We start from the raw sequence: 24,522 nt of genomic DNA on the forward strand, positions 1-24,522 counted from the left end.
GACGTGAAACAGCCTGATTACGGTTCATAATGTGTCAACCATGTCCCCGTACATGTGTCCACCATGTGTCCGGTCCGTACACGCTTTTCAAAAGTGACCCGCTGTAAGAGCGGAACCCTAAGTAGCCGTTACCTAAATAACGGATATACACTCAAAACAACAACCGCGAAAAATCACAACACTGCACCGCCAACTGCGCCACATTCTGGTTCAAGCCAAACTGCCGATCCCCGCGATGCAACGCCACATACCCAACCCTCGGTAGCGCCGGTTCCGTCACCAGCGCGCGCAGCTCCCCGCGCTCGATCAAATGCGACAAACACCCCTTGGGCAAATAACTCACCCCCACCCCCGACAGCGCCAGCCCGACCTGCACCAACAGGTTATGACTGGTCAACTTGCGCGGCATCTGCACAGCATGCGCTGCCAACCAGCGCTCATAAATCAGCCCCGTCCCCGAGTGCGAACCCTGGGTCAACACCGTATACCCGGCCAATGCCTCAAGCCCCACCGGATCAGCCTCGCTGACCAACCCCGGTGCGCACATCCAGGCGTTTTCCACACTGCCCAGCGGCGTACTCAGGAAGCGCGAATCACTGTAGGCATCAGGCACGATCACCAGGTCCAGCTCATCACTCTCCAGCTTGCGAAACAGCTCACTGCTCAACTCCACCGACGGCTCGATCTGCACCTTGGGATAGGCCTCGCGCAACGCCTCCACCAGCGCCGGCAACCAGGTGAAAGCCGTCAATTCCGTCACCCCCAGGCGAAACCTGCGCACCAGCACTTCACGGGTGCTGACCCGCTCCAGCATGTAGTCACGACGCTCCAGCAGGTCCTTGGCGTAGTCGAGCAACTCGGCGCCCTTTTCCGTCAACCGCGCATTGCGTTTGCTGCGGTCGAAAATCTCCACATCGAAGGTTTCTTCCAACTCCTGGATGCGCTTGGAAATCGCCGACTGCGACATGTTCAGCTTGTTCGCCGCCGCCTCGAAACTGCCCAGCTCGGCAATCCAGTACAACGCGTCGATTTGCTTGAACGTGATCATCGGCCACCTCCCATGAGAAAAATCGATCCTATCAGATAATAAAATATCGCTAAAACTGTATGTTCATCACTCCTAAGATCTAGCCACAGACCCATAAGATCAATCGGAGTTACAGCCATGTCCTTGCCCGGTTCCCGCATCCTCCCCAACCCACCTCTGGCTTGCGCCGAAGTGCTTGAAGCCTTCACTCACGTGGTCACCCCGCACATCAGCGACAACCTCGGCCGGCACATCGGCGCCCGTGGGCTGAACCGCTACAACCGCACCGGCAAGCTGGTGGGCACCGCGCTCACGGTGAAAACCCGCCCCGGCGACAACCTGCTGATCTACAAGGCCTTGAGCATGCTGGAGCCGGGCCACGTGCTGGTGGTGGACGCCCAGGGCGACACCAACAACGCGGTGATCGGCGAACTGGTCAAGCTCTACGCCCAGCAACGCGGCTGCGTGGGGTTTGTGATTGACGGGGCGATTCGCGATGTCGCGAGCTTCGAGGACACCCCTTGCTACGCCCGCAGCGTGGTGCATTGCGGCCCCTACAAGACCGGCCCGGGCGAGGTGAATGTGCCGGTGTCCATCGGCGGCATGCTGATCAACCCGGGGGATGTGCTGGTGGGTGACGAAGACGGCCTGGTCGCCTTCTCCCAGGCCGACGCCGCCGAAGTGCTGCGCAAGGCCGCGCAACACGCGGCCCATGAAGAGCAAGTCAAAGCCGAAATTGCCAGCGGTGCGGTGCGCCAGAGCTGGATCGACAAGGTGTTGCAACAGGCCGGCCTGGCAGGCTGAGGGGAGTCATCATGAGCACTGCCTTTCTGTCCGACCGGGTGCTGGGCATCGCGCCCTCCCCGAGCATCGCCGCCAATGCACTGGTCAGCGAACTGCGCGCCCAGGGCCGGGACATCGTCAACTTCACCGTGGGCGAGCCGGACTTCGATACACCCGCGCATATCCTCGAAGCAGCCAGCGCCGCGATGCACGGTGGCGACACCCACTACACCGCCACCAGCGGCACCCTCGCCCTGCGCCAGGCAATCTGCCTCAAGCTCAAGCGCGATAACCAGCTGGACTATGGGCTGGACGAAGTGATTGCCGGGTGCGGTGGCAAGCACATCATTTATCACGCCCTGGCGGCGACCCTGAATCGCGGCGACGAAGTCATCGTGCACACGCCGTATTGGGTGTCGTACCCGGACATCGCACGGCTGAATGACGCGACGCCGGTGATCATTCCCGGCGACGAGTCACTGGGGTTCAAGCTGTCGCCTCAGGCCCTGGAACAAGCGATCACCCCGCGCAGCAAATGGGTGATCCTCAACAGCCCGAACAACCCCAGCGGCGCGGTGTACAACGAGGCCGAACTGGTGGCCCTGGCCGCGGTGCTGCGGCGCCATCCCCATGTGCTGATCATGGCGGACGAGATCTACGAGCACTTCGTCTACGACGATGCCCGCCACGTTTCCCTGACCCGACTCGCACCGGACCTGAAGCCGCGCACGCTGATCGTCAACGGCGCCTCCAAGGGCTACGCCATGACCGGCTGGCGCCTGGGTTTCGGTGCCGGCCCGGCCTGGCTGATCGCGGCCATTGCCAAGCTGCTTTCGCAAACCACCACCTGCCCCAGTTCCCTCAGCCAGGCTGCCGCAGTGGCCGCCTTCGCCGGCGACCAGGCGCCCATCGCCGGGATGCGCGAGGTGTACCAGCAACGCCGCGAACGCATGCTGGGCCTGCTCGAAGACATTCCCGGCGTGAGCTTCACGCCACCGGATGGCGCGTTCTACGTGTTCGCCAACGTCGCCGGGCTGATGGGCAAGACCACCGCCCACGGCGAGCGGATCGACAGTGACACCCAACTGGCCGAGCACCTGCTGCGGGAACACGGCCTGGCCACCGTAAGCGGCGCGGCGTACGGCATGTCGCCGTATATCCGCCTGTCTTTCGCCAGCTCGCTTGACGTGATTGAAGAAGGTTGCCGTCGCCTGAATGAAGCGTGCCATCGATTGCGCTGACGGATTCCCGCCCCACCCGGCGGCCAGGGATGGCCGCTCATTGACTGCCTAGAACAACACTCATAATCATTGATATAAATGAGGCATTCCCATGCACAAGCCCCGCATCGCGCTGGTCTGGCAAATCCTGATCGGCTTGCTCGCCGGCATCGCCATCGGCGCCCTGCTGCACCGTTTTCCCGAATCCCGGCCGTGGCTGGTGGACAACCTGCTGCAACCGGCGGGCGATATCTTTATCAAGCTGATGAAGATGATCGTCGTGCCCATCGTGTTTGCCTGCATGGTGGTGGGCATTGCCGGGCACGGTGACGGTAAATCCCTGGGACGCATCGGGGCCAAGTCCCTGGGCTATTTCTTCTGCATCACCACCCTGGCGATCATCGTCGGGCTGGTGATGGGCAACCTGCTCCAGCCGGGCGCCGGCACCGAACTGGCCAGCCTGCAAGCGAGTGCCGTGACCTTGCCCACCAGCAGCGCCGGCGGCCACAGCCTGGGGCAGATCATTGTCGGGATCATTCCGGACAACGTCATCAATGCCATGGCCCAGGGCAGCCTGCTGTCGGTGCTGTTCTTCGCGGTGATGTTTGGCCTCGGGGTATCGCGCTTGCCGGCCGAGCGCAAGGACCCGGTGATTGCCCTGCTGCGCGGGGTGTCGGAGGCGATGTTCAAGGTCACGTCGATGATCATGGCCTATTCGCCCATCGGCGTGTTCGGGATGATCGCAGTGACCGTGGCCAACTTCGGGTTCAGCTCGCTGTTGCCGTTGGCCAAGCTGATCCTGGTCAGCTACGTGTCGATTGCGTTCTTCGTGCTGGTGGTGCTCAACCTGGTCGCGCGGCTGTGCGGGATCAACCTGTTTGCGTTGATGCGGCATATCAAGGATGAACTGATCCTGGCGTTCTCCACCGCCAGCTCGGCGGCGGTGATGCCGCAACTGATGAAGAAACTCGAAACCTACGGCGTGCCGCCTTCACTGGTGAGCTTTGTGGTGCCGGTGGGGTATTCGTTCAACCTGGACGGTGCGTCGCTGTTCCTGGGGATCGGCACGCTGTTTGTGGCGCAGCTGTATGGCATCGACCTGAGCCTTGGCGACCAGGCCCTGCTGGTGGTGACCATGGTGCTGACATCCAAGGGCGCGGCCGGGGTGCCGGGGTTCATGTTCGTGATTCTGTCGGCGACCCTGGCGAGTGCGGGCTTGCCGTTGGAGGGCATCGCCTTCATCGCCGGGGTGTATCGCCTGATGGAAATGCCGACCACCGCGTTGAACGTGCTGGGCAATGCCCTGGCACCGCTGGTGATTGCCAAGTGGGAACGCCGTGAAGACACCGCTGAAACCTGTGGCGAGGGGGCTTGTCCCCCGTTGGGCTGCGCAGCAGCCCCAATAAGCTCACCGAATTTTCCTGAAAAAACGCGGTGAATTTTCAGGGCTGCTGCGCAGCCCAACGGGGGACAAGCCCCCTCGCCACAAGGTGTGGGTTGCCAGCTCTATCAACGGTGCAGGTCGAGGTCCGACGCCTCATGCCGCTCGCGCAGTTGCTCTGACGGCTCGCCCGACACGCGGTTGACCCGGCGCCCACGCTGCACCGCCGGCCGCGCTTCGATGGCATTGGCCCAGCGCACGACGTGCTTGTAATCCTGCACCGAGAGAAACTCCCCCGCCTCATACAAGCGGCCTTTCACCAGGCCGCCGTACCACGGCCAGATCGCCATGTCGGCGATGGTGTACTCATCCCCGGCAATGTATTCGTGCTCGGCCAATTGCTTGTCCAGTACGTCCAGTTGGCGCTTGGTTTCCATGGCGAAGCGGTCGATGGCGTATTCGATCTTGGTCGGCGCGTAGGCATAGAAATGCCCGAAGCCACCGCCCAGGTACGGCGCGCTGCCCATCTGCCAGAACAACCACGACAGGCATTCGGCACGGGCCGCCGGTTCGGTGGGCAGGAACGCGCCGAACTTCTCGGCCAGGTACTGCAGGATCGCACCCGACTCGAACACCCGAATCGGCTTGGGCCCGCTGCGGTCCAGCAGCGCGGGAATCTTCGAGTTCGGATTGACCCCGACGAAGCCACTGCCGAACTGGTCGCCGTCACCGATCTTGATCAACCACGCATCGTATTCGGCACCCTTGTGACCCAGGGCCAGCAGCTCTTCCAGCAGGATCGTGACCTTCTGGCCATTGGGCGTTGCCAACGAATACAGCTGCAACGGATGACGGCCTACCGGCAATTCCTTGTCGTGGGTCGCGCCGGCAATGGGCCGGTTGATGCTGGCGAAGGTGCCGCCGTTTTGGGTCTTCCAGGTCCAGACTTTTGGCGGTACGTAATCAGTCATGCCACTACTCCTTGGATTCAATGTTCACAACAACTAACGGCAGGAGCGAGCTTGCTCGCGAAAAACTCGAGGGCGCCGTGTTCTTTCAGGATGCCCGCGGTGTGGTCGACGACCTTCGCGAGCACGCTCGCTCCTACAGGTTCTTTTGGGCCAGTTGGGCCATATTCCAGCCGCCACCCAGTGCCTTGATCAGCCCTACGTTGGCGCTTAACTGTTGAGTCTGCAGATCCAGCACCGTGCGCTGTGCCTGCAACGACGCTACCTGCGCCGTCACCACGTCCAGGTACGCCGCGCCACCCTGGCGATAGCGGGCCAGGGACAAGTCCTCGGCGTACTGCGCGGCTGCCGCCGCATCGCGCTGGTCAACCAGGGCGGTGTCGAGCCCGGAGATGATCGAGAGGTTGTTCTCCACCTGCTCGAACGCGGTCAACACTACACCACGATACTTGGCTGCGGCTTCATCGGTTGCCGCCTTGGCACTGTCCACCCCGGCCTGGCGCGCGCCGCCGTCAAAAATCGTCCCCACCAGCGACGGGCCAATTGCCCAGAAAATGTTGGGCGCGCTCAACAAGTGCGCGAACTCATCACTCTGGAAACCACCCTGGGCACTCAGGGTAAGGGCCGGGAACCAGGCGGCTTTCGCCACCCCTATGCGTGCATTGGCCGAGGCAATCCGGCGCTCGGCAGCGGCGATGTCCGGCCGACGCTGCAACAGCGTAGACGGTACACCGGTGGGCACGCCGGGCAAGGCGATATCCGCGACGCTTGGGGCAATCGCGTAGGTCGATGCGGACTCACCCAGCATCGCCGCTATCGAGTGTTCAAGCACTGCACGCTGCACCAAATTCTGGCTCAGCTGCGACTTGACCGTCGACAGTTGGGTACGCGCCCGCGCCACGTCCAGCCCGGAGACGATACCGCCGCCGTGCAAGCCTTCGGTCAGGCTCAAAGCCTTGGCATAGGCATCGCTGGTTTCCTGCAGCAACTGGTCTTGCCGGTCGATGCCACGCAGGCGGATGTAGCTGTCGGCCAATTGCGCCTGCAAGCTCAGACGCACTGAGGCCAGGTCGGCCTTGGCGGCCTGGGCGTCGCTGGTGCCGGCGGCAACGGTGTCGCGCACACGGCCCCAGAGGTCGACTTCATAGTCCAGCTCTACCCCCACTGTCCCGGAATCGTAAACATTCGGCGGGCTGGCCGAGCGCAGTGGCCGGGTGTCCGACTGGCGAATGCGCTGGGCATTGCTGGAACCGATCAGCTTTGGAAACAGCCCGGATTGCGCCTGGGCCAAAAACGCCTGGGCCTGGGAATAGTGAGCCAGTGCCGCGCTCAAGTCCGGGTTGCTTTGCAGCAACTGCTGCTCCATCGCATCCAGTTGCGGGTCCTTGTAGATGTGCCACCAACCGTCGCGACTCGCCTGGTCGTTCGGCGTGCCGACGGTCCACGGTCCCTGGGTATGGAACTGCGCGGCAATGGGTACCTCCGGCACGTCCAGCGGCGGCGCAAGATGGCAGGCGCCCAGGCCCAGGGTCGCGACCAATACCAGGCAAGTGCGCTTAGCCATGGGGTTTGGCCTCCACGGGATTGGCGGCCAGCTGCACCGAATCGTCGTCGGCCAGGCCGTCGGGCGGGGTGTCGATCACGCGGTCGGTGGCGACCAGGCCGCTGCCGATTTCCACGCTGTCACCGAAGTCCCGGGCGATGGTCACGGTCTTGAAGTGCACATGATTATTCGCGTCGAGGGTCGCCACGCGCATGCCCTTGTCATCGAACACCAGGGCGCTGGCAGGCAAGCGCAGCACGTCGGTCTGGACCGGCAAGGTGAACTGCACGCTGGTGTAGCCGCCCGGCAACAGGCGGCTGCCGGGGTTCTCCACCAACAGTTGCACCAGGGTGCTGCCGGACGCGGCGTTCACCGCATCGGCAGTGGCGATCACCTTGGCGTTGAAGGTTTCACCGCGATACTCCGGCACGTTCAGACGTGCCACGGTGCCCACCTGAATCTGCGGCGCCGACGACTGCGGCACCTGCACATACACCCGCAGGCGGCTGACGTCGGAGACCGCGAACAGCTCTTTGCCAGTGGCACCACCGGCACTGATCAACGCCCCCACATCGGTGGAGCGTGCAGTGACCACGCCGGCGAACGGCGCAGTCAAACGCTGGAAGCCCTTGGTGGCAACCAACTGGTCGACGTTGGCCCTGGCCGCGACCACTTTGGCCTGCTTGGCAGTCAGGTCGCCGGTGCGCTCATCCACGTCCTGGCGCGACACCGAGTCCGACGAAAGCATCGCCTGCCAGCGCTTGGCGGTGGTCTGTGCCAGCGACTCGTCGGCCTGGGCCGAAGCCAGCACGGCCTTGGCTTGCAGCAGTTGCTGATCGAGCTCCGGCGTGTCGATTTCGGCCAGCAGTTGCCCGGCCTTCACGTGGTCGCCGATGTCGACGTTCCAGGTCTTGAGGTAGCCATTGACCCGGGCAAAGATCGACGCCCGGGAGTACGCCTCAAGGCGCCCCGGCAGGTTCAGGATCGGACCCTGGGGCTGCACGCTCGGGGTGATCAGGATCACGCTGGGCAACGCCTGGGCATCGGTCCAGGTTTTCAGGTCATGGGATTCGCTGGCGCGCACGCCGATGCCGAATACCACCACGGCAACCAGGACCACCAGCCCCAGCACCAGCCAGAGCAGACCACGGGATTTACGGCGGGGCGAACCCGAATTGGAAACGGAAGCAGACATGTCAAACCCCTTGAGTGGCGGTGGTCGCAAGCGTGGCGTGCTGACGCCGCCCGTGCACAAGACTGAAAATCAGCGGAACCAGGAACAACGTGGCAATGGTGGCGAAGGCCAGCCCGCCGATGACCGCACGGCCCAGCGGGGCATTCTGTTCGCCGCCCTCCCCCAGGCTCAGCGCCATCGGCGCCATGCCGATGATCATCGAAATCGCGGTCATCAATACCGGGCGCAGACGGGTAAAGCCGGCTTCAAGCGCCGCCTGCACCGCATCCCCGTGCACGGCCAGGCGTTCGCGGCAGAAGCTCACCACGAGGATGGCGTTGGCGGTGGCCACGCCCATGCACATGATCGCCCCGGTCAGCGCCGGTACCGACAGCGGCGTGTGGGTGATGAACAGCATCCACACGATGCCCGCGAGCGCCGCCGGCAAGGCGGTGATGATCACGAACGGGTCAGCCCAGGACTGGAAGTTGACCACGATCAGCAGGTAGATCAGCACCACCGCGCCAAGCAGGCCAAACAGCAAGCCACTGAAGGCCGCGTTCATGGTTTGCACCTGACCCTGCAACAGCACCTTGGAGCCGGTGGGCACTTCGCTGGCGTGGGCGGCGATGATCTTCTGGATGTCGGCGGCAACGGCACCGAGGTCGCGGCCCTGAATTGCGGTCAACACCTCGACCACCGGCTGGATGTCCGACTGGGTCACCACCGAGTTCGCGTGGCTGCGTTCGATGGACGCCAGGCCGCCGAGGGTCTGGTCTTGCGCCGAACCGGGGCTGCCGCTCAACGGCAGGTTATGCAGGGCGGCCAGGGTGTCGAGGCCGTACTGCGGGGTTTGCATCACAATCGGATAAGACACGCCGTTGGCCGGGTTGAGCCAGAACGTCGGCGCCACCTGGCTGGAACCCGCCAGGTTGACCACCAGGCTGTTGGTCACATCGCGCTCGTTCAGGCCCACCAGTTGGGCCTGGGTACGGTCCACATCGATCTTGAACGTGGGCAGTTGCCGCGACTGCTGGATACGCGCATCCACCACACCCGGCACCCGCCGGATTTCCCGCAGCAACGTGCTGGCGTAGGTGAAGTTGGCGGGCAGGTTATTCCCGCTGACTTGCACATCCACCGGCGCCGAAGAACCGAAGTTGAGAATCTGCCCGACGATGTCCGAAGCCGGGAACGAGAACACCGCATTCGGGAATTCACGGGGCAGCCGCTCCCGCAGTTCGCGCATGTATTCGGCGGTGGGACGATGGCCTTCTTTCAGGCTGATCTGGATGTCGCTGTCCTGTGAACCCACGGTGCCGGTGTTGTTGTAGGCCACGTTGATCCCGCTGATGGCCAGGCCGATATTGTCGACGATGGCCGCCAGCTCCCGGGGCTCGATCACGTTATGAATGGTGTTCTCGATCTGCGAGACCAGCCGCGCATTGCTCTCGACCCGCGTGCCGATCGGTGCACGCACATGCAACAGGATCTGCCCGGAGTCGACGTCGGGGAAGAAGTTGCGACCCAGGAATGGCACCAGCGCAAACGACACGGCGACGAACGCCAGCATCGCGATCACCGCGATACGACGGTGGTGCAAGGCACTCTCCAATGCCCCGTGGTAAACCCCGCGAAACGCCTCGAACTGGCGCTCGAACCCGCGCTGGAATTTCACCAGCGGGTTGCTCGACGGCACCACCACCGGCGTACCGTCCGCATGATGTTCGTGAGGCTTGAGCAGGTAATTGGCGAGGGTCGGCACCAGGGTTCGCGAGAGGATGAACGAGGCGATCATCGCGAAGATCACCGCTTCGGCCATCGGCACAAACAGGAAGCGCGCCACGCCTTCCAGGAAAAACATCGGCACAAACACGATGCAGATACACAGCAGCGACACGAACGCCGGCGTGACGATCTGCGCCGCGCCGTCGAGGATCGCCGTCTCCACCGGCTTGCCCTGTTCCAGGTGCCAGTTGATGTTTTCGATGGTCACCGTAGCGTCATCCACCAGGATCCCCACGGCCAATGCCAGGCCGCCGAGGGTCATGATGTTGAGGGTTTCGCCGAGCGCCGACAGCGTGGCAATCGACGACAGGATGGCCAATGGGATCGACGTGGCGATGATCACCGTGGAGCGCCAACTGCCGAGGAACAACAGGATCATCAGGCTGGTCAACGCGGCGGCAATGATCCCTTCCCGGGCGACGCCGCTGATGGCCGAGCGCACGAACAGCGACTGGTCGCCGATCAGGTCGATATTCAGGTTGGGCGGCAAGGCGCCTTTGTTGTCGGCCAGTTTGTCCTTGATCCCGGCGATCACCCCGAGGGTCGAGGCCGAACCGGTCTTGAGCACCGGCAGCAGCACGGAGCGGTTGCCGTTGACGTGCACGATGTTGGTCTGCGGCGGGTTGCCGTCACGCACCGTGGCCACGTCACGAATCAACACGGTGGTGCCGTCGGCGGTCTTGATCGGCAGGTTTTCCAGGTCGTGGAAGTCCGTCGGCGAGTTGTTCAGTTGCAGGTTGAACTCGTAGCTGCCGATCTTTTGCGTGCCCACCGGGGTGATCAGGTTCTGCGTGGCCAGGGCAGTGGCCACGTCCTGCGCCGAGAGACCACGGGCCTGCATGCGTGCGGAGTCGAGGTCGATCTGCACCTGGCGAGTCTTGCCGCCGAACGGGTATGGCAGTGCGGCACCGGGCACCGTGGTCAACATCAGGCGCACGGTGTTGAGGCCCAGGTCACCGAGTTTCTGTTCGCTGAGGCCTTTGCCGGACAACGCCAACTGCACGATCGGCACTGTCGAGGCGCTGTAGTTGAGGATCAGCGGCGGCGTGGTGCCCGGCGGCAGTTGACGCAGGATGGCCTGGGACACCGACGTCATCTGCGCGTTGGCCGTACTGATGTTGACTCCCGGCTGGAAGAACACCTTGACGATGCCGTAGCCGTTCAGCGATTGCGCCTCGATATGGCGGATGTCGTTGACCGTGGTGGTCAGCACCCGCTCGAACGGCGAGGTGATGCGGCCGGCCATCTGGTCGGGCGGCAAGCCGGTGTACTGCCAGATCACGGCAATCACGGGGATGCGAATTTCGGGGAAGATGTCGGTCGGGGTACGCCAGGCCGCGAGCGGGCCCACAATCAGAATGAAAATAGCCAATACCAGGAAGGTATAGGGGCGCCGCAATGCGATGCGCACGAGGTTGAGCATAGATGTGATCCAGACAGGAAGTTGATGACTGAAGGAGGTACCGAACAGCGCTTCCCTCCTGCCCCGCCCGTCTGTGTTCCGGGCCAACTGCACTGACATCCGGTCAAAATAGAGGCATATGCCACGATATAGCGTTTAGTGGCATACGCAACTAATTTGTTGCAGCATGTGTCAATATTCATCTTGCCGGATTAACGTTCGGTTAACCCTTGATCTGTAGCGAGTGATCAGCCTGTGAAATGCGCACCGCCTGTCCTGAATAGCCCGAGCACCTGTTCCAACGGAGCCGTGCGGCGCGCGTCCCGTCGTATGGCGCAGATCTATGACGAGGCGTTTGCGCCGTTTGGTCTGAAGGCCACCCAGTATTCGCTGATGAACCACATCGCCAATGGCGACGCTCCGAAGATGCGCGACCTGGCGCAGTCGTTGGTGATGGATTTGTCGGCCCTGGGGCATACGCTCAAGCCGCTGGTGCGGGACGGGCTGGTGGTGTTGCGGGTGGATGAGTTGGACCGTCGCAGCCGGCGGGTGCTGTTGACCGACGCGGGGCAGCGTAAATACGAAGAGGCGCGGGTGGTGTCCAGGCAGATGGCGGTCCGGTTTGATGAGGTGTTTGGGGCTGAGGCGGCTTGCGAGTTGCGCAAGGCCATGGACTTTATTGCGTCTGAGGAGTTTGCTCGGGCGTTGTTGGGTTAGGGGGCATATCGGTTATTTAGGTAATGGCTGATATTGGTTCCGCTCTTGCCTGCATTACTCCGCGGGCCGCCCAAGATCAAAATCAAGAGCGGGCACAGTCAAATGTGGGAGCGGGCTTGCTCGCGAAGGTCGTCAACGATGACGCTGGCATCCTGATTCAACGCGGCGTTCTCGGTTTTTTCGCGAGCAAGCCCGCTCCCACATAAAGCAGCTCTGCTGTTGACCTGCGGGCCCCGTTAACCATGATGGCCGCTGTAAAGATAGCCTGAACAGGTTCACAGGGTATCCCGACTAACGCGATACGCCAGACCGCCCCTGTGTTTTTCCCAACGTCGTGAAAGACACTTGCCTGAGACTCAGCATGAACGAAACACTCGAAGACATTCTGACCAAAGACCTGGCCGTGATTTTCTGCGGCATAAACCCGGGGCTGAAGGCCGCCACCACCGGGCATCACTTCATGGGCAGGAGCAATCGGTTCTGGCGCACGCTGCACCTGGCCGGGTTTACGCCCCATGAAGTGCAGCCGGAGAACGACCGCACGATCCTGCAATACCAATGCGGGCTGACCACGGTGGTGGAGCGGCCTACGGCCCGGGCGGACCAGTTGTCGGCGGATGAATTCAGGGCGGCGGCGGCGGGTTTTGAACGCAAGATCGCACGTTATGCGCCACGGTATGTGGCGTTTCTGGGAAAGGCCGCCTATAGCGCGTTGAGCGGGCAGAAGCAGATTGCCTGGGGACTTCAACCGCACACCCTGGGGTGTGCGGCGGTGTGGGTTCTGCCCAATCCCAGCGGCAGGAACCTTGGGTTTACGCTCGACCAATTGGTGCAGGCGTACCAGCAATTAAGGCTGGCAACACTCAGTCCCGATTAGAACTCAACTTCTCCCACAAAAAGCTGTAGACCAGCGCACTCATATGCGCAGCCTGTGCATTGTCCGCCGCCCCGCCGTGCCCACCTTCGATATTTTCGTAGTACGTCACGTCCTTGCCGGCCTCGATCATCTTCGCCGCCAGCTTGCGGGCGTGGGCTGGATGCACCCGGTCATCGCGGGTCGAGGTCAGGAAAAACACCGGTGGGTAGGCCTTCGCCGGATCGAACAGGTGGTATGGAGAAAACGTCTGGATGTACGCCCACTCTTCAGGTACGTCCGGGTTGCCGTATTCCCCCATCCACGACGCCCCGGCCAACAGGAGGTGATAGCGCTGCATGTCGAGCAAGGGCACCTGGGAGACGATTGCACCGAACAGTTCCGGGTATTGAGTAAGCATATTGCCGACCAACAGACCACCGTTGCTGCCACCCTCCGCGCCCAGGTGTCGGGGCGAAGTGATCCCGCGGTCGATCAGGTCACGGGCCACTGCGGCGAAATCTTCGTAGGCACGCGGACGGTTCTGCTTGAGTGCGGCCTGGTGCCAGCGCGGGCCGTATTCACCGCCACCGCGAATGTTGGCAACCACGTACACCCCGCCCTTCGAAAGCCAGGCGCGGCCTGCCTTACCGGAGTAATACGGGGTCAGGGAGTATTCAAAGCCGCCGTAACCATAGAGCAAGGTCGGCGCCGTGCCGTTGCGCGGCAGGTCTTTGCCGAGCACCAGGAAATACGGCACACGAGTGCCATCCCTGGAGACCGCAAAGTGCTGCTCGATCACGTGCTGGCTGGAATCGAAAAAGGCCGGCAGGGTTTTCAGTACCTCGGGCGGATGACCGATCTCGGCCAGCGACAAGGTGGTCGGCGTCAGGTAGTCAGTGGTCACCAGCCAGACGGCATCACTGTCGTCGCTGTCCACTGCGCTGGCACCCACCGTCCCCATGCTCGGCGCCCCGGTGAACGGGCTGTGCTGCCAGCCGTTCGCGCCGGGAGTGAGGACGCTGAGGCGGTTCTTGACGTGATCCAGTACGTTCAGCACCAGGTGATTCAGCGTCCAGAAAAACCCTGCCAGCGAGGTGCTGTCCGTAGGGGTGAACAGCACCTCGAAATCCCGCTGGCCTGCCATGAAGCGATCAAACCGGATCGCCAGCAACGAGCCGGCCACGAACACCTCATCGAGCGTCCAGTCCTCCCGCAGTTCCAGCAGCAGCCAGTCTTTGTACACCGACTTTTCCGCCGAGTTCGGCGCGTCGATTTTGCTTAACTGGTTGTCGCTGCCCCGCAGGTACAGCTCGTTGTTGTAGAACGCCAGCGTGCGGCTGACGAAGTCACGCTCGTAGCCGGGCGTGTCGTCGTGCATCGCCGCGATGTACATATCATCCAGCGCGCCTTCATAGACAAGACTGGCGGCACTCAACGGCGTACCGCGCTGCCACTGCTTGACGATGCGCGGGTAACCGGAACGGGTCATCGACCCTTCACCAAAATCGGTATAGACATAGACGTTGTCACGGTCGATCCAGCCCAGGCCGCCCTTGGACTCGGGCAACTGGAAGCCGTCTTCGACCCAGGTCTTGCTGGCCAGATCAAACTCGCGGGTGACATTCGCATCGGCGCCGCCACGGGACAGCGCCAGCAGGCAGCGCTGGTAGTCCGGGCGCAAGAAATCAGCACCGTGCCACACCCAGTTTTCGCCCTCGGCGGCGTTCAGTGCGTCAAGGTCCAGCAACGTTTCCCAGGCAGGCTGGGGCTTGCGGTACTCCGCCAGCGTGGTGCGACGCCACAGGCCCCGCGGGTGGGCGGCGTCCATCCAGAAGTTGTAGTAATAGGCGCCGACCTTATCGACGTAGGGGATGTTGCTGTCCGAGTCCAGTATCTCCAGCACATCGGCCTTGATCTGCTTGAAGCTGTCGGAGCGGGCGAGCCGGTCTTCGGTCTTGAGGTTCTGGGCGCGTACCCAGTCCAGTGAACGCGAGCCGTCGACGTCTTCAAGCCATTGGTAGGGATCGTTGGACGTTTCGGGAAGTTTTGACATGTTCGAATCCTGTCGAAAAGCAGAAATGGATAGCGTGCCCGACTTTGAGCCTTTTTGAGTGATAAAAAAAGCAAGAAACCGGGTGTGTTACCCGATCTGATCGGCGATACATGGCGGAGGTACCGCAGGCTGCTACGGCAGGAGGACAGGCGATGGCTGACAAAAACGTGTGGATGCTGATGGGCGCAGATGCAAAACCCTACCCAAGCCTCGAGCCGGGAACGCTGGGCGGCCACCGTCGCGGCAAGCGCTATGGAAAGCTCGACTGTCGTGCGGCGCTGCGAGCCATTGCGCGTGGCGGCTACGTGAAAAATCGCGTGTTTTTTCTCGATGAAGCGACGGCTGTCGCCGCGGGATTTCGTCCTTGTGCGGTGTGCATGCCTGCCGAATATCGTCTGTTTCGAGGGCACGCCTGAATCGAGTGTCCGGGACAAATTCCAGGCAAAAAAAAGCCTGCATCGCTGCAGGCTTTTTTACTATCTGGCTCCACGACCTGGACTCGAACCAGGGACCCAATGATTAACAGTCATTTGCTCTACCAACTGAGCTATCGCGGAATGCGCCGTATGTTACTGATTGAAAAGGAGAAGTCAAGCATTCAGTGAGATTTTTGCTTCACCCCAGGTGCGCCGCGCTGGAAAATCACCACGCCACTTCCTGTCACGACGCTGTCATACGTCAACGCCAACATCCGCAGATACCCCGCCCCTACCCTCTTCTTGAAGGACGACACATGCACACTCGCTCAGGCCCGCCAGCGGTAAAAACCCTGCTTGCCCGTTTTATCGTTATCGGATGCAGCCTGACGGTGAGCGCGTGTGACAGTGTGACCAGGAGCACGCCTGTCGCGCCTGCTTCGTTCAAAACCCTGGACGGTGCACCGCCGCTGGTTATCGGCCATCGCGGCCTGCCAGGACTGTACCCGGAAGAAACCCGGGCCTCCTACGAGCATGCAGCCGACGCTGGTGCGGATTCGCTGGAGCTGGACCTGCACATGACCAAGGACTGTGTATTGGTGGCCCGGCACAATCCCTGGTTGAGCGACAACACCAACATCAGCGACGTCGCGAAGACCAATCCCGAAGTTGCACGCCGCAAGCGCACGGTGCCGGGTGTACTGGTTAACGTCAGGTATCCGGCCACTGCAGAAAATGGCCCGGCCCAGTACCTGAGTGATCAGACTGACCCCAACGATCCAAAATCCGTGTTGAAGTCCTTGATCGTGGATGGCGAAGACCATACCAACGACTGGTCAATCAGCGATTTCACCCTGGCCGAACTCAAGCAATGGATCGGCGGCACGACGTATGATGCCCGCGACGAGCGCCCGACCGAACTCAACGGCAAGCTGCCGATCCTGAGTTTCCAGGAAGTGATCGACATCGCGAAAGCCAAAAGCGCCGCCACGGGCCGCGTGATTACCACCTACCCGGAAAGCAAGAACCCGATCTGGAACAATGCCCAGGCCATCGCCAACGGCTGCGGCTCGCCGGGCAGTCATCCGTTCGAAGCGGCGTTTCTCAAGACCCTTGAAGACAACAACCTCAATCGCAAAGACGCGCCGGTGTTCGTGCAGAGCTTCGACCCGAACAGCCTGAAATACCTGCGCTCCATCGGCCTGCAAACCAGGGCGGTTCAACTGGTGGATGGGAACGGGGTGAACTTCAAGACCGGCGAGACCATTTTCATCACCGACAAACCCAACACCTTCGTCAGCGGCCGCCCCTACAGCTGGACCGTCGCCGGCGACCCACGCGCCTTTGGTGCGATGCTGACCCCGGCCGGGCTGGCCGAGGTCAAGACCTATGCCGACGGCATCGGGCCGTGGAAGCCGCAAGCGATGTTGCTGGCCGCCGCTTCAGCGCAAAACCCCGGCTTGCCCGAGGTCGACACTGTCAAGCCCACCAGCCTGATCAGCGATGCGCACAAGGCCGGCCTGTTCGTGCATATTTTCACCTTCCGCAACGAAGCCAAATACCTGGCCGGCGCCTACAAGGGCAGCCCGGCGGCGGAATACATGGCCTTTTTCCGCGCCGGTGTTGACGGTGTGTTTACGGATTTCACGCCGACTGCCGTTGCGGCCCGAACTGCCTACCTTAAAGAAGTCGCGCGCTAAAAAGTCGTGCGCAAAGATGGCGGCCTTATGGGCCGCCATCCTTCAGTCAAGTTGCTCAATCACCCCTCCTGCCTTGAGCTGCCCCAGCTGCTCTGCCGACAACCCGAGGCGCTCGCCCAGTACCTCATCGGTATGCTGCCCCAACATCGGCGCCGGCCTTACATACTCTACCGGCGTGCCTGACATCTTGATCGGGCTGCCGACCATCTCGAACTGCGGATTCCTGGGATGCGGGATCTTCACCATCAACCCACGGGCAATCACCTGCGGCTCTTCCAGGGATTGCGCGATGTTGTTGATCGCCCCCACCGGTACTTTCGAGGCGTGAATACTCGCCACCCACTCGTCCGCCGTGCGCCCCAGGAAGTGCGCCGACAACAGTTCGACAATCTCCGCCCGATGCGCAACCCGATCGGCATTGCGCCGAAAGCGCGGGTCTTCCGGCAGGTGCGGCAAACCGATGCTGTGGCACAGCGCTACAAACTGGCTGTCGTTGCCGCAGGCAATAATGAAGTCGCGGTCGGCGGCGCGGAACACCTGGTACGGCACGATGTTGGCGTGGGCGTTGCCGAAACGCTGCGGCACCTTGCCCGAGGCCAGGTAGTTCATGCTCTGGTTGGCCAGGGTTGCCACTTGTACGTCCAGCAGCGCCATGTCGATGTGTTGGCCAACGCCGGTGCGTTCGCGGCTGAGCAGTGCGGCCTGGATCGCGACGGTGGAATACAGGCCGGTCATCAGGTCGGAGAACGCCACGCCGACTTTTTGCGGGCCGCCGCCGGGCAGGTCGTCGCGCTCGCCGGTGATGCTCATCAGGCCGCCGATGCCCTGGATGATGAAGTCGTAGCCGGGTTCTTCGGCGCGCGGGCCGGTCTGGCCGAAGCCGGTGATGGAGCAGTACACCAACCGTGGATTGATCTCGGCCAGGGTCGCGTAATCCAGGCCATAACGCGCCAGGGAACCGGCCTTGTAGTTTTCGATCAGTACGTCGGAGCTGGCCGCCAGGGCCCGCACCAGTTCCTGGCCTTCGCTGGTGGCCAGGTCAATGGCCACGGATAGTTTGCCGCGGTTGGTGGACTGGTAATAAGACGCCTGCCCGGACGACTCGCCGGTGTCGGTCTTCATCCACGGCGGGCCCCAGCCGCGGGTATCGTCGCCACTCTGTGGCCGTTCGATCTTGATCACTTCCGCGCCCAGGTCGGCCAACACCTGGCCACACCAGGGCCCGGCCAATACCCGGCTTAAATCCAGCACCCGCAAACCTGTCAATGCACCCATTATTCTTGTCCTGTGATGAATCGAAATCAGCCGACTGCCGGCTCTTCATGACGCAGGGAAATCCCCAGCACGGCACGCCGCCGCAGCCAGGGGCTGGGGCGATAACGTGGGTCGTGGGTGAGTTCGCTCATGCGTTGCAAAATCGTGAGGATGCGCCGTGGCCCGAGGGCATCGCCCCAGGCGAGCGGGCCTTGTGGATAACCCAGGCCGAGTTGTACGGCCTGGTCAATGTCGTCGACGCTGGCGATGCGTTGCTGGGCAATGTCGCAGGCCAGGTTGACCACCATCGCCAGGGTGCGCTGGGCAACGAAGCCGACGCTGTCGCTGATCACTGTCACACCTACACCGTCATTGGCGAGCAACGCGTGGGCGGCATCGCGGGTGGCGGTGGACGTCAGCGGGTTTTGCATCAGGGTGCGGTGGCGCGACAGGTCGGTCAGCAGGTCGATGCACAGGGTGCGTGCCGGGTCAGTGTGGAAGCGCTCGCTGGCCGAGGTGGCGTCGAGGCCGTAGGGCGCCAGCAGGCACAACGCTTCAGGCGAAGGCTGCGCCGCGCTTTCAAGGTGTGCGCCCAACTCGATCACCAGGGCGCTGAGGCGCTCGTAGTCTTCGGCGTTTTCGGTGGCGATCCATACCGGCGGGAATTGCTTGATGGAAGGCACCGGCTGCGGCTGCGGGCCGTCGACCACCTGGCCATTTTCATAGCGGTAGAAGCCCTGCCCGCTCTTGCGCCCGAAGCGTCCGCCCACCAGCATCTGGCGGGTCAGGGGCGATGGTTTGTAGCGCGGGTCCTGATAGAACTGGTTGTAGATCGACTCCATCACCGGGTGGGAAACGTCGAGCCCGGTGAGGTCCAGCAGTTCCAGCGGCCCCATGCGAAAGCCTGCGCCTTCACGCAGGATACGGTCGATGTCGCCGCGCTCGGCAATGCCTTCATCGAGCATCTTCAAGGCTTCGGTGCCGTACGCACGGCCGGCGTGGTTGACGATGAAACCCGGAGTGTCCTTGGCGCGCACGCCGCGATGGCCGGTACGGGCGACGAAGGCCAACAGGTCATCGCCGACCTTCGGTGCGGTGGCCAGGCCGTCGATCACTTCGACGACGCGCATCAACGGTACCGGGTTGAAAAAGTGCAGCCCGGCGACCCGTCCAGGGTGTCGGCAGCCGGTGGCGATGGCCGTGACCGACAGCGACGAGGTGTTGGTGGCGAGGATGCACGCCGCGCTGACCACACCTTCCAGCTGCTGCAACAGGCCGCGCTTGGCGTCGAGGTTTTCGACAATGGCTTCCACCACCAGGTCGCAGTCGTGCAGCGCCTCAATGGTGGCGGCGACTTGCAGGTTCGCAAGCGCAGCGTCCACCGCTGCCTGGGTGATCTTGCCCTTGGCGGCCAGCTTCGAGAGCGTGGCGCCGAGGTTATCCCGAGCGGTTTGCGCCGCACCATCGCGGGCATCGAACAAGCGCACCAACACGCCCGCCTGAGCGGCAATCTGAGCAATCCCGGCGCCCATCACGCCGGTGCCTACCAGGCCCATGATCTTGATTGAATCAGCCATTGTCATTCCCCCAGGTAGTTCGCGGTGCGTTTTTCGAAGAACGCCGCGGCGCCCTCCTTCTGGTCTGCCGAATCGAACAGCAGTTGAAAGGCCTTGCGCTCCAACACCAGCGCGCTTTCCAGCGGCAGGTCGGCGCCAGCCAGCATCACTTCCTTGATCTGTTCCACCGCCAGTGGCGGCAAGGCGGCGATCTGCGCGGCCAGCTCCAGGGCGCGGGGGATGGTCTGGTCATCGGCCACCACTTCGCTGAGCATGCCCATGGCCAGGGCTTCCGGGGCCTTGACCATGCAGCCGGTCAACGCGATGCGCATGGCCTGGAACTTACCCACGGCGCGTACCAGGCGCTGGGTGCCACCGGCGCCCGGCATCAGGCCCAGCTTGACCTCGGGCTGGGCGAAGCGCGCCGATTCCCCGGCGACGATCAGGTCGCAATGCATGGCCAGCTCACAACCGCCGCCCAGGGCAAACCCGTTCACCGCGGCGATCACCGGCTTGGGGCAGCGGCTGATGGCTTCCCACAGGTATTCAGTGTGGCGGCGATACATCTCGATCGGGCTGGCGCTGGCGAATTCCTTGATGTCGGCACCGGCCACGAAGAACTGGTCGCCGCCGGTGAGCACGATGGCGCGCACATCACGGCGTTTGGCCAGGGCACGAAAGTGCTCGGCCAGCTCTTCGCGAACCTGGGCGTTCAAGGCGTTTTTCACTTCGGGACGGTGGATGCGTACCACGGCGACGCCATTGTCCTGGACGTCGAGGTGCACTACGGGTTGGTCGAGGCTGGCCACAAATTCTCCTGCTGCAATGTTCTTGTTAGTTCGGATATCGCAAGTTTCGCTATGCGAAACAACATTCCGTATTTAGCGATAATCATAAGGACCGAGTCGCCGTGATGTAAACGTAAAAACCTGAGCCTCCGATAAATCGGGCTATAACTCGTTGTTTAGACGAGTTTTATTAAACAAAAAGACAAAGCCACGCAAAGTTGATTAGTTTCGCCGTGCGGAATACAATTTTGTTTTGTTGATTTTCTAAAAAAAGGGGGACTAACATGCGCCGTCGAAACCCGGACCCGAACACACCCGAAACACCTGCCGGCAACCACGCATTCGAGCACTTGCTGATCGATCCGATGAATGCCGACGAGGAAGAAGACAAGGACCGCCAGTTCGTCACCGCCCTGGCCCGTGGCCTGGAATTGCTGCGCTGCTTCACCCCCAGCGAAAGCGTGCTGGGTAACCAGGAGCTGGCGCGCAAGACCGGGCTGCCAAAGCCGACGATTACGCGGATGACCCATACGCTGACCCGCTTGGGCTATCTCAAGCACCTGCCGCAGTCAGGCCGGTATCAGCTGGATGTGGGCGTGATGGCGTTCGGTTACGCAATGCTGTCGAACCTGTCGGTGCGGGCCGTGGCCCATCCGCTGATGGAGACGATGGCCAAGTACGCCCAGGCCGCGGTGGCGATGGCCACGCGGGACCGCCTGGACATGGTTTACCTGGACGTGGTCCAGGGTGAAGCCAACATGACCATGCGCCGCCAGGTCGGCACACGGTTGCCGTTGCATTTGAGTTCCGCAGGCCGCGCCTGCCTGGCAGCGATGCCGGAAAACGAGCGGGAATTTATCCTCGACCATATCCGCCAGCGTCATCTGGAGGATTGGCCGGGCATCAGGAAGGGTCTGGAACGTGCCTTCCGGGATTACACCGACTTCGGCTACTGCATGTCGATCGGTGAGTGGCACCGCGATGTAAACGCCATCGCCGTACCGCTGCTGCATGCACAACATGGGCTGCTGACGTTCAACTGTGGCGGACCGAGTTTTCACCTTTCCCGGGAGAAACTCGAGGACGACATCGGGCCCCGTCTCAAGCACATGGTGAACAACATCGAGGCCGCCGCCCGCTAGACAGATCGGTGCAAGGCCTCGGCAGATTGACGACAACAGGCCCGCCGAACGGGCCGCTGAGGAATGCACATGATCCGAGACCCCGAAACGCTTCATCTGTTGCTGGAAACCCTGCAGCAGTTCGTCAACGAGGCGCTGATCCCCCGGGAAAACGAACTGGCCGAGACCGATGACGTCCCGGCGGATATCGTCAGCCAGTTCCGCGAGCTGGGCCTGTTTGGCCTGACCTTGCCTGAAGCCTACGGCGGCCTCGGGCTGACCATGGAAGAAGAGGTCAACGTGGCCTTTGAACTGGGCCGCACCTCGCCGGCATTCCGCTCCTACTTCGGCACCAACAACGGCATCGGCTCCATCGGCATCCTGCTGGACGGCACCGAGGCGCAGAAGCAGCACTACCTGCCAAAACTCGCCAGCGGTGAACTGCTCAGTTCGTTCTGCCTGACCGAGCCGGACTCCGGCTCCGACGCCGCCTCGCTGAAAACCACGGCGGTGCGCGACGGTGACCACTATGTCATCAACGGCACCAAGCGCTTTATCACCAACGCCCCCCACGCCGGGATCTACACGGTGATGGCCCGTACCAACCCGGACATCAAGGGCGCGGGCGGCATCAGTGCATTCATTGTCGAGCGCAACACCCCCGGCCTGTCCCTGGGCAAGCGCGACCACAAGATGGGCCAGAAAGGCGCCCACACTTGCGACGTGATATTCGACAACGTGCGCGTACCGGCCGACCAACTGATCGGTGGCGTCGAAGGCGTGGGGTTCAAGACCGCAATGAAGGTGCTCGACAAGGGCCGCCTGCACATTGCCGCCGTCAGCGTCGGGGCCGCCGAGCGCATGCTCAACGATGCCCTGAACTACGCCCTGGAGCGCAAGCAGTTCGGCCAGCCGATCGCCGAGTTCCAGCTGATCCAGGCGATGCTCGCCGACAGCAAGGCCGAGATCTACGCCGCCCGCTGCATGGTGGTGGACGCTGCGCGCAAGCGTGACGAAGGCCTGAACATCGGCACCGAAGCGTCCTGCTCGAAAATGTTCGCCACGGAGATGTGCGGCCGGGTGGCCGACCGTTGTGTGCAGATTCACGGCGGTGCCGGGTATGTGAGCGAGTACGCCATCGAGCGGTTCTATCGCGATGTGCGCTTGTTCCGGCTGTATGAAGGCACTACGCAGATCCAGCAATTGGTGATCGCCCGCAACATGATTCGCGAGGCCAAGCACTGAACCCCGGGAACAACACCAAATCCATGTGGGAGCTGGCTTGCCTGCGATGCAGACAACTCGGTCTGGCAGTAACACCGCGGCGATGCCATCGCAGGCAAGCCAGCTCCTACAGTGACCGTGTTCCAACCGCATTACCGCAACACCCATAACTTGTGCCCTAACAACTACAACAAGGTATCGCTATGGAAGTCGCCGCTTCGGCGGGTGCGTTGTCGCCCGCGCAAAACAAACTGTGGATCATCGTATTCATCTTCTGCTTCCTCGGCCTGCTGATCGACGGTGCCGACTTGATGCTGCTGTCCTACAGCCTCAGCAGCCTCAAGGCCGAGTTCGGCCTGACCAGCGTCGAAGCCGGCAGCCTGGGCAGCTTCACCCTGGCCGGGATGGCCATCGGCGGGATTTACGGCGGTTGGGCCTGTGACCGTTTTGGCCGGGTGAAAACCGTGGTCTGGAGCATCGTGCTGTTCTCCGCCGGCACGGCGATCCTGGGCATGACCCACAGCTATTGGCAGTTCGCGAGCACCCGTTTCTTCGCGTCCCTGGGCCTCGGCGCGCTGTATGTCGCGTGCAACACCCTGATGGCCGAATACGTGCCGACCCGCTATCGCACCACCGTGCTCGGCACCTTGCAGGCCGGTTGGTCGGTGGGCTATATCGTCGCCACCCTGCTCGCCGGCTGGATCCTGCCGAACCACGGCTGGCGCTGGTTGTTCTACGTGGCGATCATCCCGGTGATCCTCGCCGTACTGATGCAACGCCTGGTGCCGGAGCCGCAAGCCTGGATCAAGGCCCAGGCCGAACGTGCCCGGGAAAAGGCCGAAGGCATCAAGCGCGTGTCGGCGAAGAAACCCGACGGCATGTTCAAGCTGATCTTCAGCGACCCGAAAGCCAGCCGCATGTTTATCCTCTGGGCACTGACCGCAGGCTTCCTGCAGTTCGGCTACTACGGCGTGAACAACTGGATGCCGTCGTACCTGGAAGGCGAGCTGGGGATGAACTTCAAGTCGATGACCAGCTACATGGTCGGCACCTACGCGGCGATGATTTTCGGCAAGATCCTCGCCGGGCTCGCGGCAGACCGCCTGGGCCGGCGCCTGGTGTTCGCCGTCGGCGCGCTGGGCACGGCGATTTTCCTGCCGGTGATCGTGCTGTTCCAGAGCCCGGACAACATCCTGTGGATGCTGATTGTGTTCGGTTTCCTGTACGGCATCCCCTACGGCGTGAATGCGACCTACATGACCGAAAGCTTCGAAGCGAAATTTCGCGGCTCGGCAGTGGGCGGCGCCTACAACATTGGCCGAATCGGCGCGGCGGTGGCACCGGCAGCCATTGGTTTCCTGGCGTCCCATGGCTCGATTGGCGTGGGATTCCTGGTCATGGGCGGCGCGTACTTTATCTGCGGCGTAATTCCAGCGCTGTTTATCCGTGACAAGCAGTTCGACCCGCAAAAACAATAAGCCCAACCCGGGGCCCGCGGCGACGCGGCCCCGGCTATAAGACGTGCGGCAGTTATACCCTTAGGTAAACCGG

19 protein-coding genes and 1 tRNA gene are annotated in these 24,522 nt (G+C 62.4%); 10 read left to right on the plus strand and 10 right to left on the minus strand.

The genetic code is table 11. The features are described 5' to 3' along the window. Window positions 1-151: 151 nt before the first annotated feature. Entirely contained in the window at window positions 152-1,048 is an 897-nt protein-coding gene (locus HX824_RS30775) for a LysR family transcriptional regulator (RefSeq protein WP_008433274.1), read from the minus strand. Between the two features lie 117 nt (window positions 1,049-1,165). Here HX824_RS30775 and HX824_RS30780 point away from each other — a divergent pair, with 117 nt between their 5' ends. The 3 genes from HX824_RS30780 (at window position 1,166) to HX824_RS30790 (ending at window position 4,468) form a co-directional block, all read left to right on the plus strand. Next, window positions 1,166-1,831, plus strand: a complete 666-nt coding sequence (locus HX824_RS30780; RefSeq protein ID WP_003207901.1) for an RraA family protein — start codon at window positions 1,166-1,168, stop codon at window positions 1,829-1,831. A gap of 11 nt (window positions 1,832-1,842) precedes the next feature. Further along, entirely contained in the window at window positions 1,843-3,051 is a 1,209-nt protein-coding gene (locus HX824_RS30785; protein WP_177055943.1) for a pyridoxal phosphate-dependent aminotransferase, read from the plus strand. A gap of 91 nt (window positions 3,052-3,142) precedes the next feature. Further along, window positions 3,143-4,468 (plus strand): cation:dicarboxylate symporter family transporter, encoded by a 1,326-nt coding sequence (locus tag HX824_RS30790; protein ID WP_177055945.1) that lies wholly within the window; start codon window positions 3,143-3,145, stop codon window positions 4,466-4,468. Window positions 4,469-4,539: 71 nt separating this feature from the next. Here HX824_RS30790 and yghU read toward each other — a convergent pair whose 3' ends face one another. From yghU to HX824_RS30810, 4 genes are all read right to left on the minus strand, one after another. After that, window positions 4,540-5,382 carry a glutathione-dependent disulfide-bond oxidoreductase gene (yghU, locus tag HX824_RS30795; RefSeq protein WP_177055947.1) on the minus strand — a complete coding sequence of 281 codons (843 nt, stop codon included), beginning with the start codon at window positions 5,380-5,382 and terminating at the stop codon, window positions 4,540-4,542. A gap of 133 nt (window positions 5,383-5,515) precedes the next feature. Continuing rightward, window positions 5,516-6,943, minus strand: coding sequence for an efflux transporter outer membrane subunit (locus tag HX824_RS30800; protein WP_003207893.1), 1,428 nt, complete (start codon window positions 6,941-6,943; stop codon window positions 5,516-5,518). Continuing rightward, window positions 6,936-8,117 (minus strand): efflux RND transporter periplasmic adaptor subunit, encoded by a 1,182-nt coding sequence (locus HX824_RS30805; protein ID WP_177055949.1) that lies wholly within the window; start codon window positions 8,115-8,117, stop codon window positions 6,936-6,938. The genes HX824_RS30800 and HX824_RS30805 overlap by 8 nt, the downstream gene beginning before the upstream one ends. A 1-nt stretch (window position 8,118) precedes the next feature. Beyond that, window positions 8,119-11,307 (minus strand): efflux RND transporter permease subunit, encoded by a 3,189-nt coding sequence (locus tag HX824_RS30810; protein WP_003207890.1) that lies wholly within the window; start codon window positions 11,305-11,307, stop codon window positions 8,119-8,121. A gap of 309 nt (window positions 11,308-11,616) precedes the next feature. Between HX824_RS30810 and HX824_RS30815 the strand changes: the two genes are divergently transcribed. After that, a complete protein-coding gene (locus HX824_RS30815; RefSeq protein WP_177055951.1) occupies window positions 11,617-12,003 on the plus strand; it encodes a MarR family winged helix-turn-helix transcriptional regulator in 387 nt (128 codons plus the stop codon). Window positions 12,004-12,364: 361 nt separating this feature from the next. After that, the gene (mug, locus tag HX824_RS30820) at window positions 12,365-12,880 is read left to right on the plus strand and encodes a G/U mismatch-specific DNA glycosylase (protein WP_177055953.1); all 516 of its coding nucleotides are present in this window, start codon (window positions 12,365-12,367) and stop codon (window positions 12,878-12,880) included. Here the strand turns inward: mug and HX824_RS30825 are convergent. Further along, window positions 12,867-14,912 (minus strand): prolyl oligopeptidase family protein, encoded by a 2,046-nt coding sequence (locus HX824_RS30825; RefSeq protein ID WP_087692940.1) that lies wholly within the window; start codon window positions 14,910-14,912, stop codon window positions 12,867-12,869. The two genes, mug and HX824_RS30825, sit on opposite strands and share 14 nt — an antisense overlap. Before the next feature lie 152 nt (window positions 14,913-15,064). Here HX824_RS30825 and HX824_RS30830 point away from each other — a divergent pair, with 152 nt between their 5' ends. Then, window positions 15,065-15,328, plus strand: coding sequence for an Ada metal-binding domain-containing protein (locus HX824_RS30830; protein WP_177028900.1), 264 nt, complete (start codon window positions 15,065-15,067; stop codon window positions 15,326-15,328). Between the two features lie 65 nt (window positions 15,329-15,393). Here HX824_RS30830 and HX824_RS30835 read toward each other — a convergent pair. After that, window positions 15,394-15,469 (minus strand) — tRNA-Asn (locus tag HX824_RS30835). A 176-nt stretch (window positions 15,470-15,645) separates the two neighbouring features. Here HX824_RS30835 and HX824_RS30840 point away from each other — a divergent pair. Continuing rightward, on the plus strand, window positions 15,646-17,028 hold the full coding sequence (locus HX824_RS30840; protein WP_177055955.1) for a glycerophosphodiester phosphodiesterase family protein: 1,383 nt from the start codon (window positions 15,646-15,648) through the stop codon (window positions 17,026-17,028). Window positions 17,029-17,070: 42 nt separating this feature from the next. Here HX824_RS30840 and HX824_RS30845 read toward each other — a convergent pair whose 3' ends face one another. From HX824_RS30845 to HX824_RS30855, 3 genes are read right to left on the minus strand one after another with little or no spacing between them, the layout of a single operon-like run. After that, complete coding sequence (locus HX824_RS30845; RefSeq protein ID WP_003216714.1) at window positions 17,071-18,303, minus strand: CaiB/BaiF CoA-transferase family protein; 1,233 nt, start codon at window positions 18,301-18,303, stop codon at window positions 17,071-17,073. 26 nt (window positions 18,304-18,329) lie between these two features. Beyond that, window positions 18,330-19,859, minus strand: coding sequence for a 3-hydroxyacyl-CoA dehydrogenase (locus tag HX824_RS30850; RefSeq protein WP_177055957.1), 1,530 nt, complete (start codon window positions 19,857-19,859; stop codon window positions 18,330-18,332). Window positions 19,860-19,861: 2 nt separating this feature from the next. Beyond that, the gene (locus HX824_RS30855) at window positions 19,862-20,647 is read right to left on the minus strand and encodes an enoyl-CoA hydratase (RefSeq protein WP_010175990.1); all 786 of its coding nucleotides are present in this window, start codon (window positions 20,645-20,647) and stop codon (window positions 19,862-19,864) included. Window positions 20,648-20,910: 263 nt separating this feature from the next. Between HX824_RS30855 and HX824_RS30860 the strand changes: the two genes are divergently transcribed. The 3 genes from HX824_RS30860 to HX824_RS30870 all read left to right on the plus strand — a co-directional run bounded on the left by HX824_RS30860 (window position 20,911) and on the right by HX824_RS30870 (window position 24,449). Then, window positions 20,911-21,768: an IclR family transcriptional regulator gene (locus HX824_RS30860; RefSeq protein WP_177055959.1), complete on the plus strand. Its 858-nt coding sequence runs from the start codon at window positions 20,911-20,913 to the stop codon at window positions 21,766-21,768. A gap of 69 nt (window positions 21,769-21,837) precedes the next feature. Next, entirely contained in the window at window positions 21,838-22,992 is a 1,155-nt protein-coding gene (locus HX824_RS30865) for an acyl-CoA dehydrogenase family protein (protein ID WP_003216725.1), read from the plus strand. 182 nt (window positions 22,993-23,174) lie between these two features. Beyond that, on the plus strand, window positions 23,175-24,449 hold the full coding sequence (locus tag HX824_RS30870) for an MFS transporter (RefSeq protein ID WP_003216727.1): 1,275 nt from the start codon (window positions 23,175-23,177) through the stop codon (window positions 24,447-24,449). The last annotated feature ends 73 nt before the right edge of the window (window positions 24,450-24,522 follow it).

The organism is Pseudomonas sp. D4002, from assembly GCF_013385665.1.
Taxonomy (GTDB): Bacteria; Pseudomonadota; Gammaproteobacteria; order Pseudomonadales; family Pseudomonadaceae; genus Aquipseudomonas.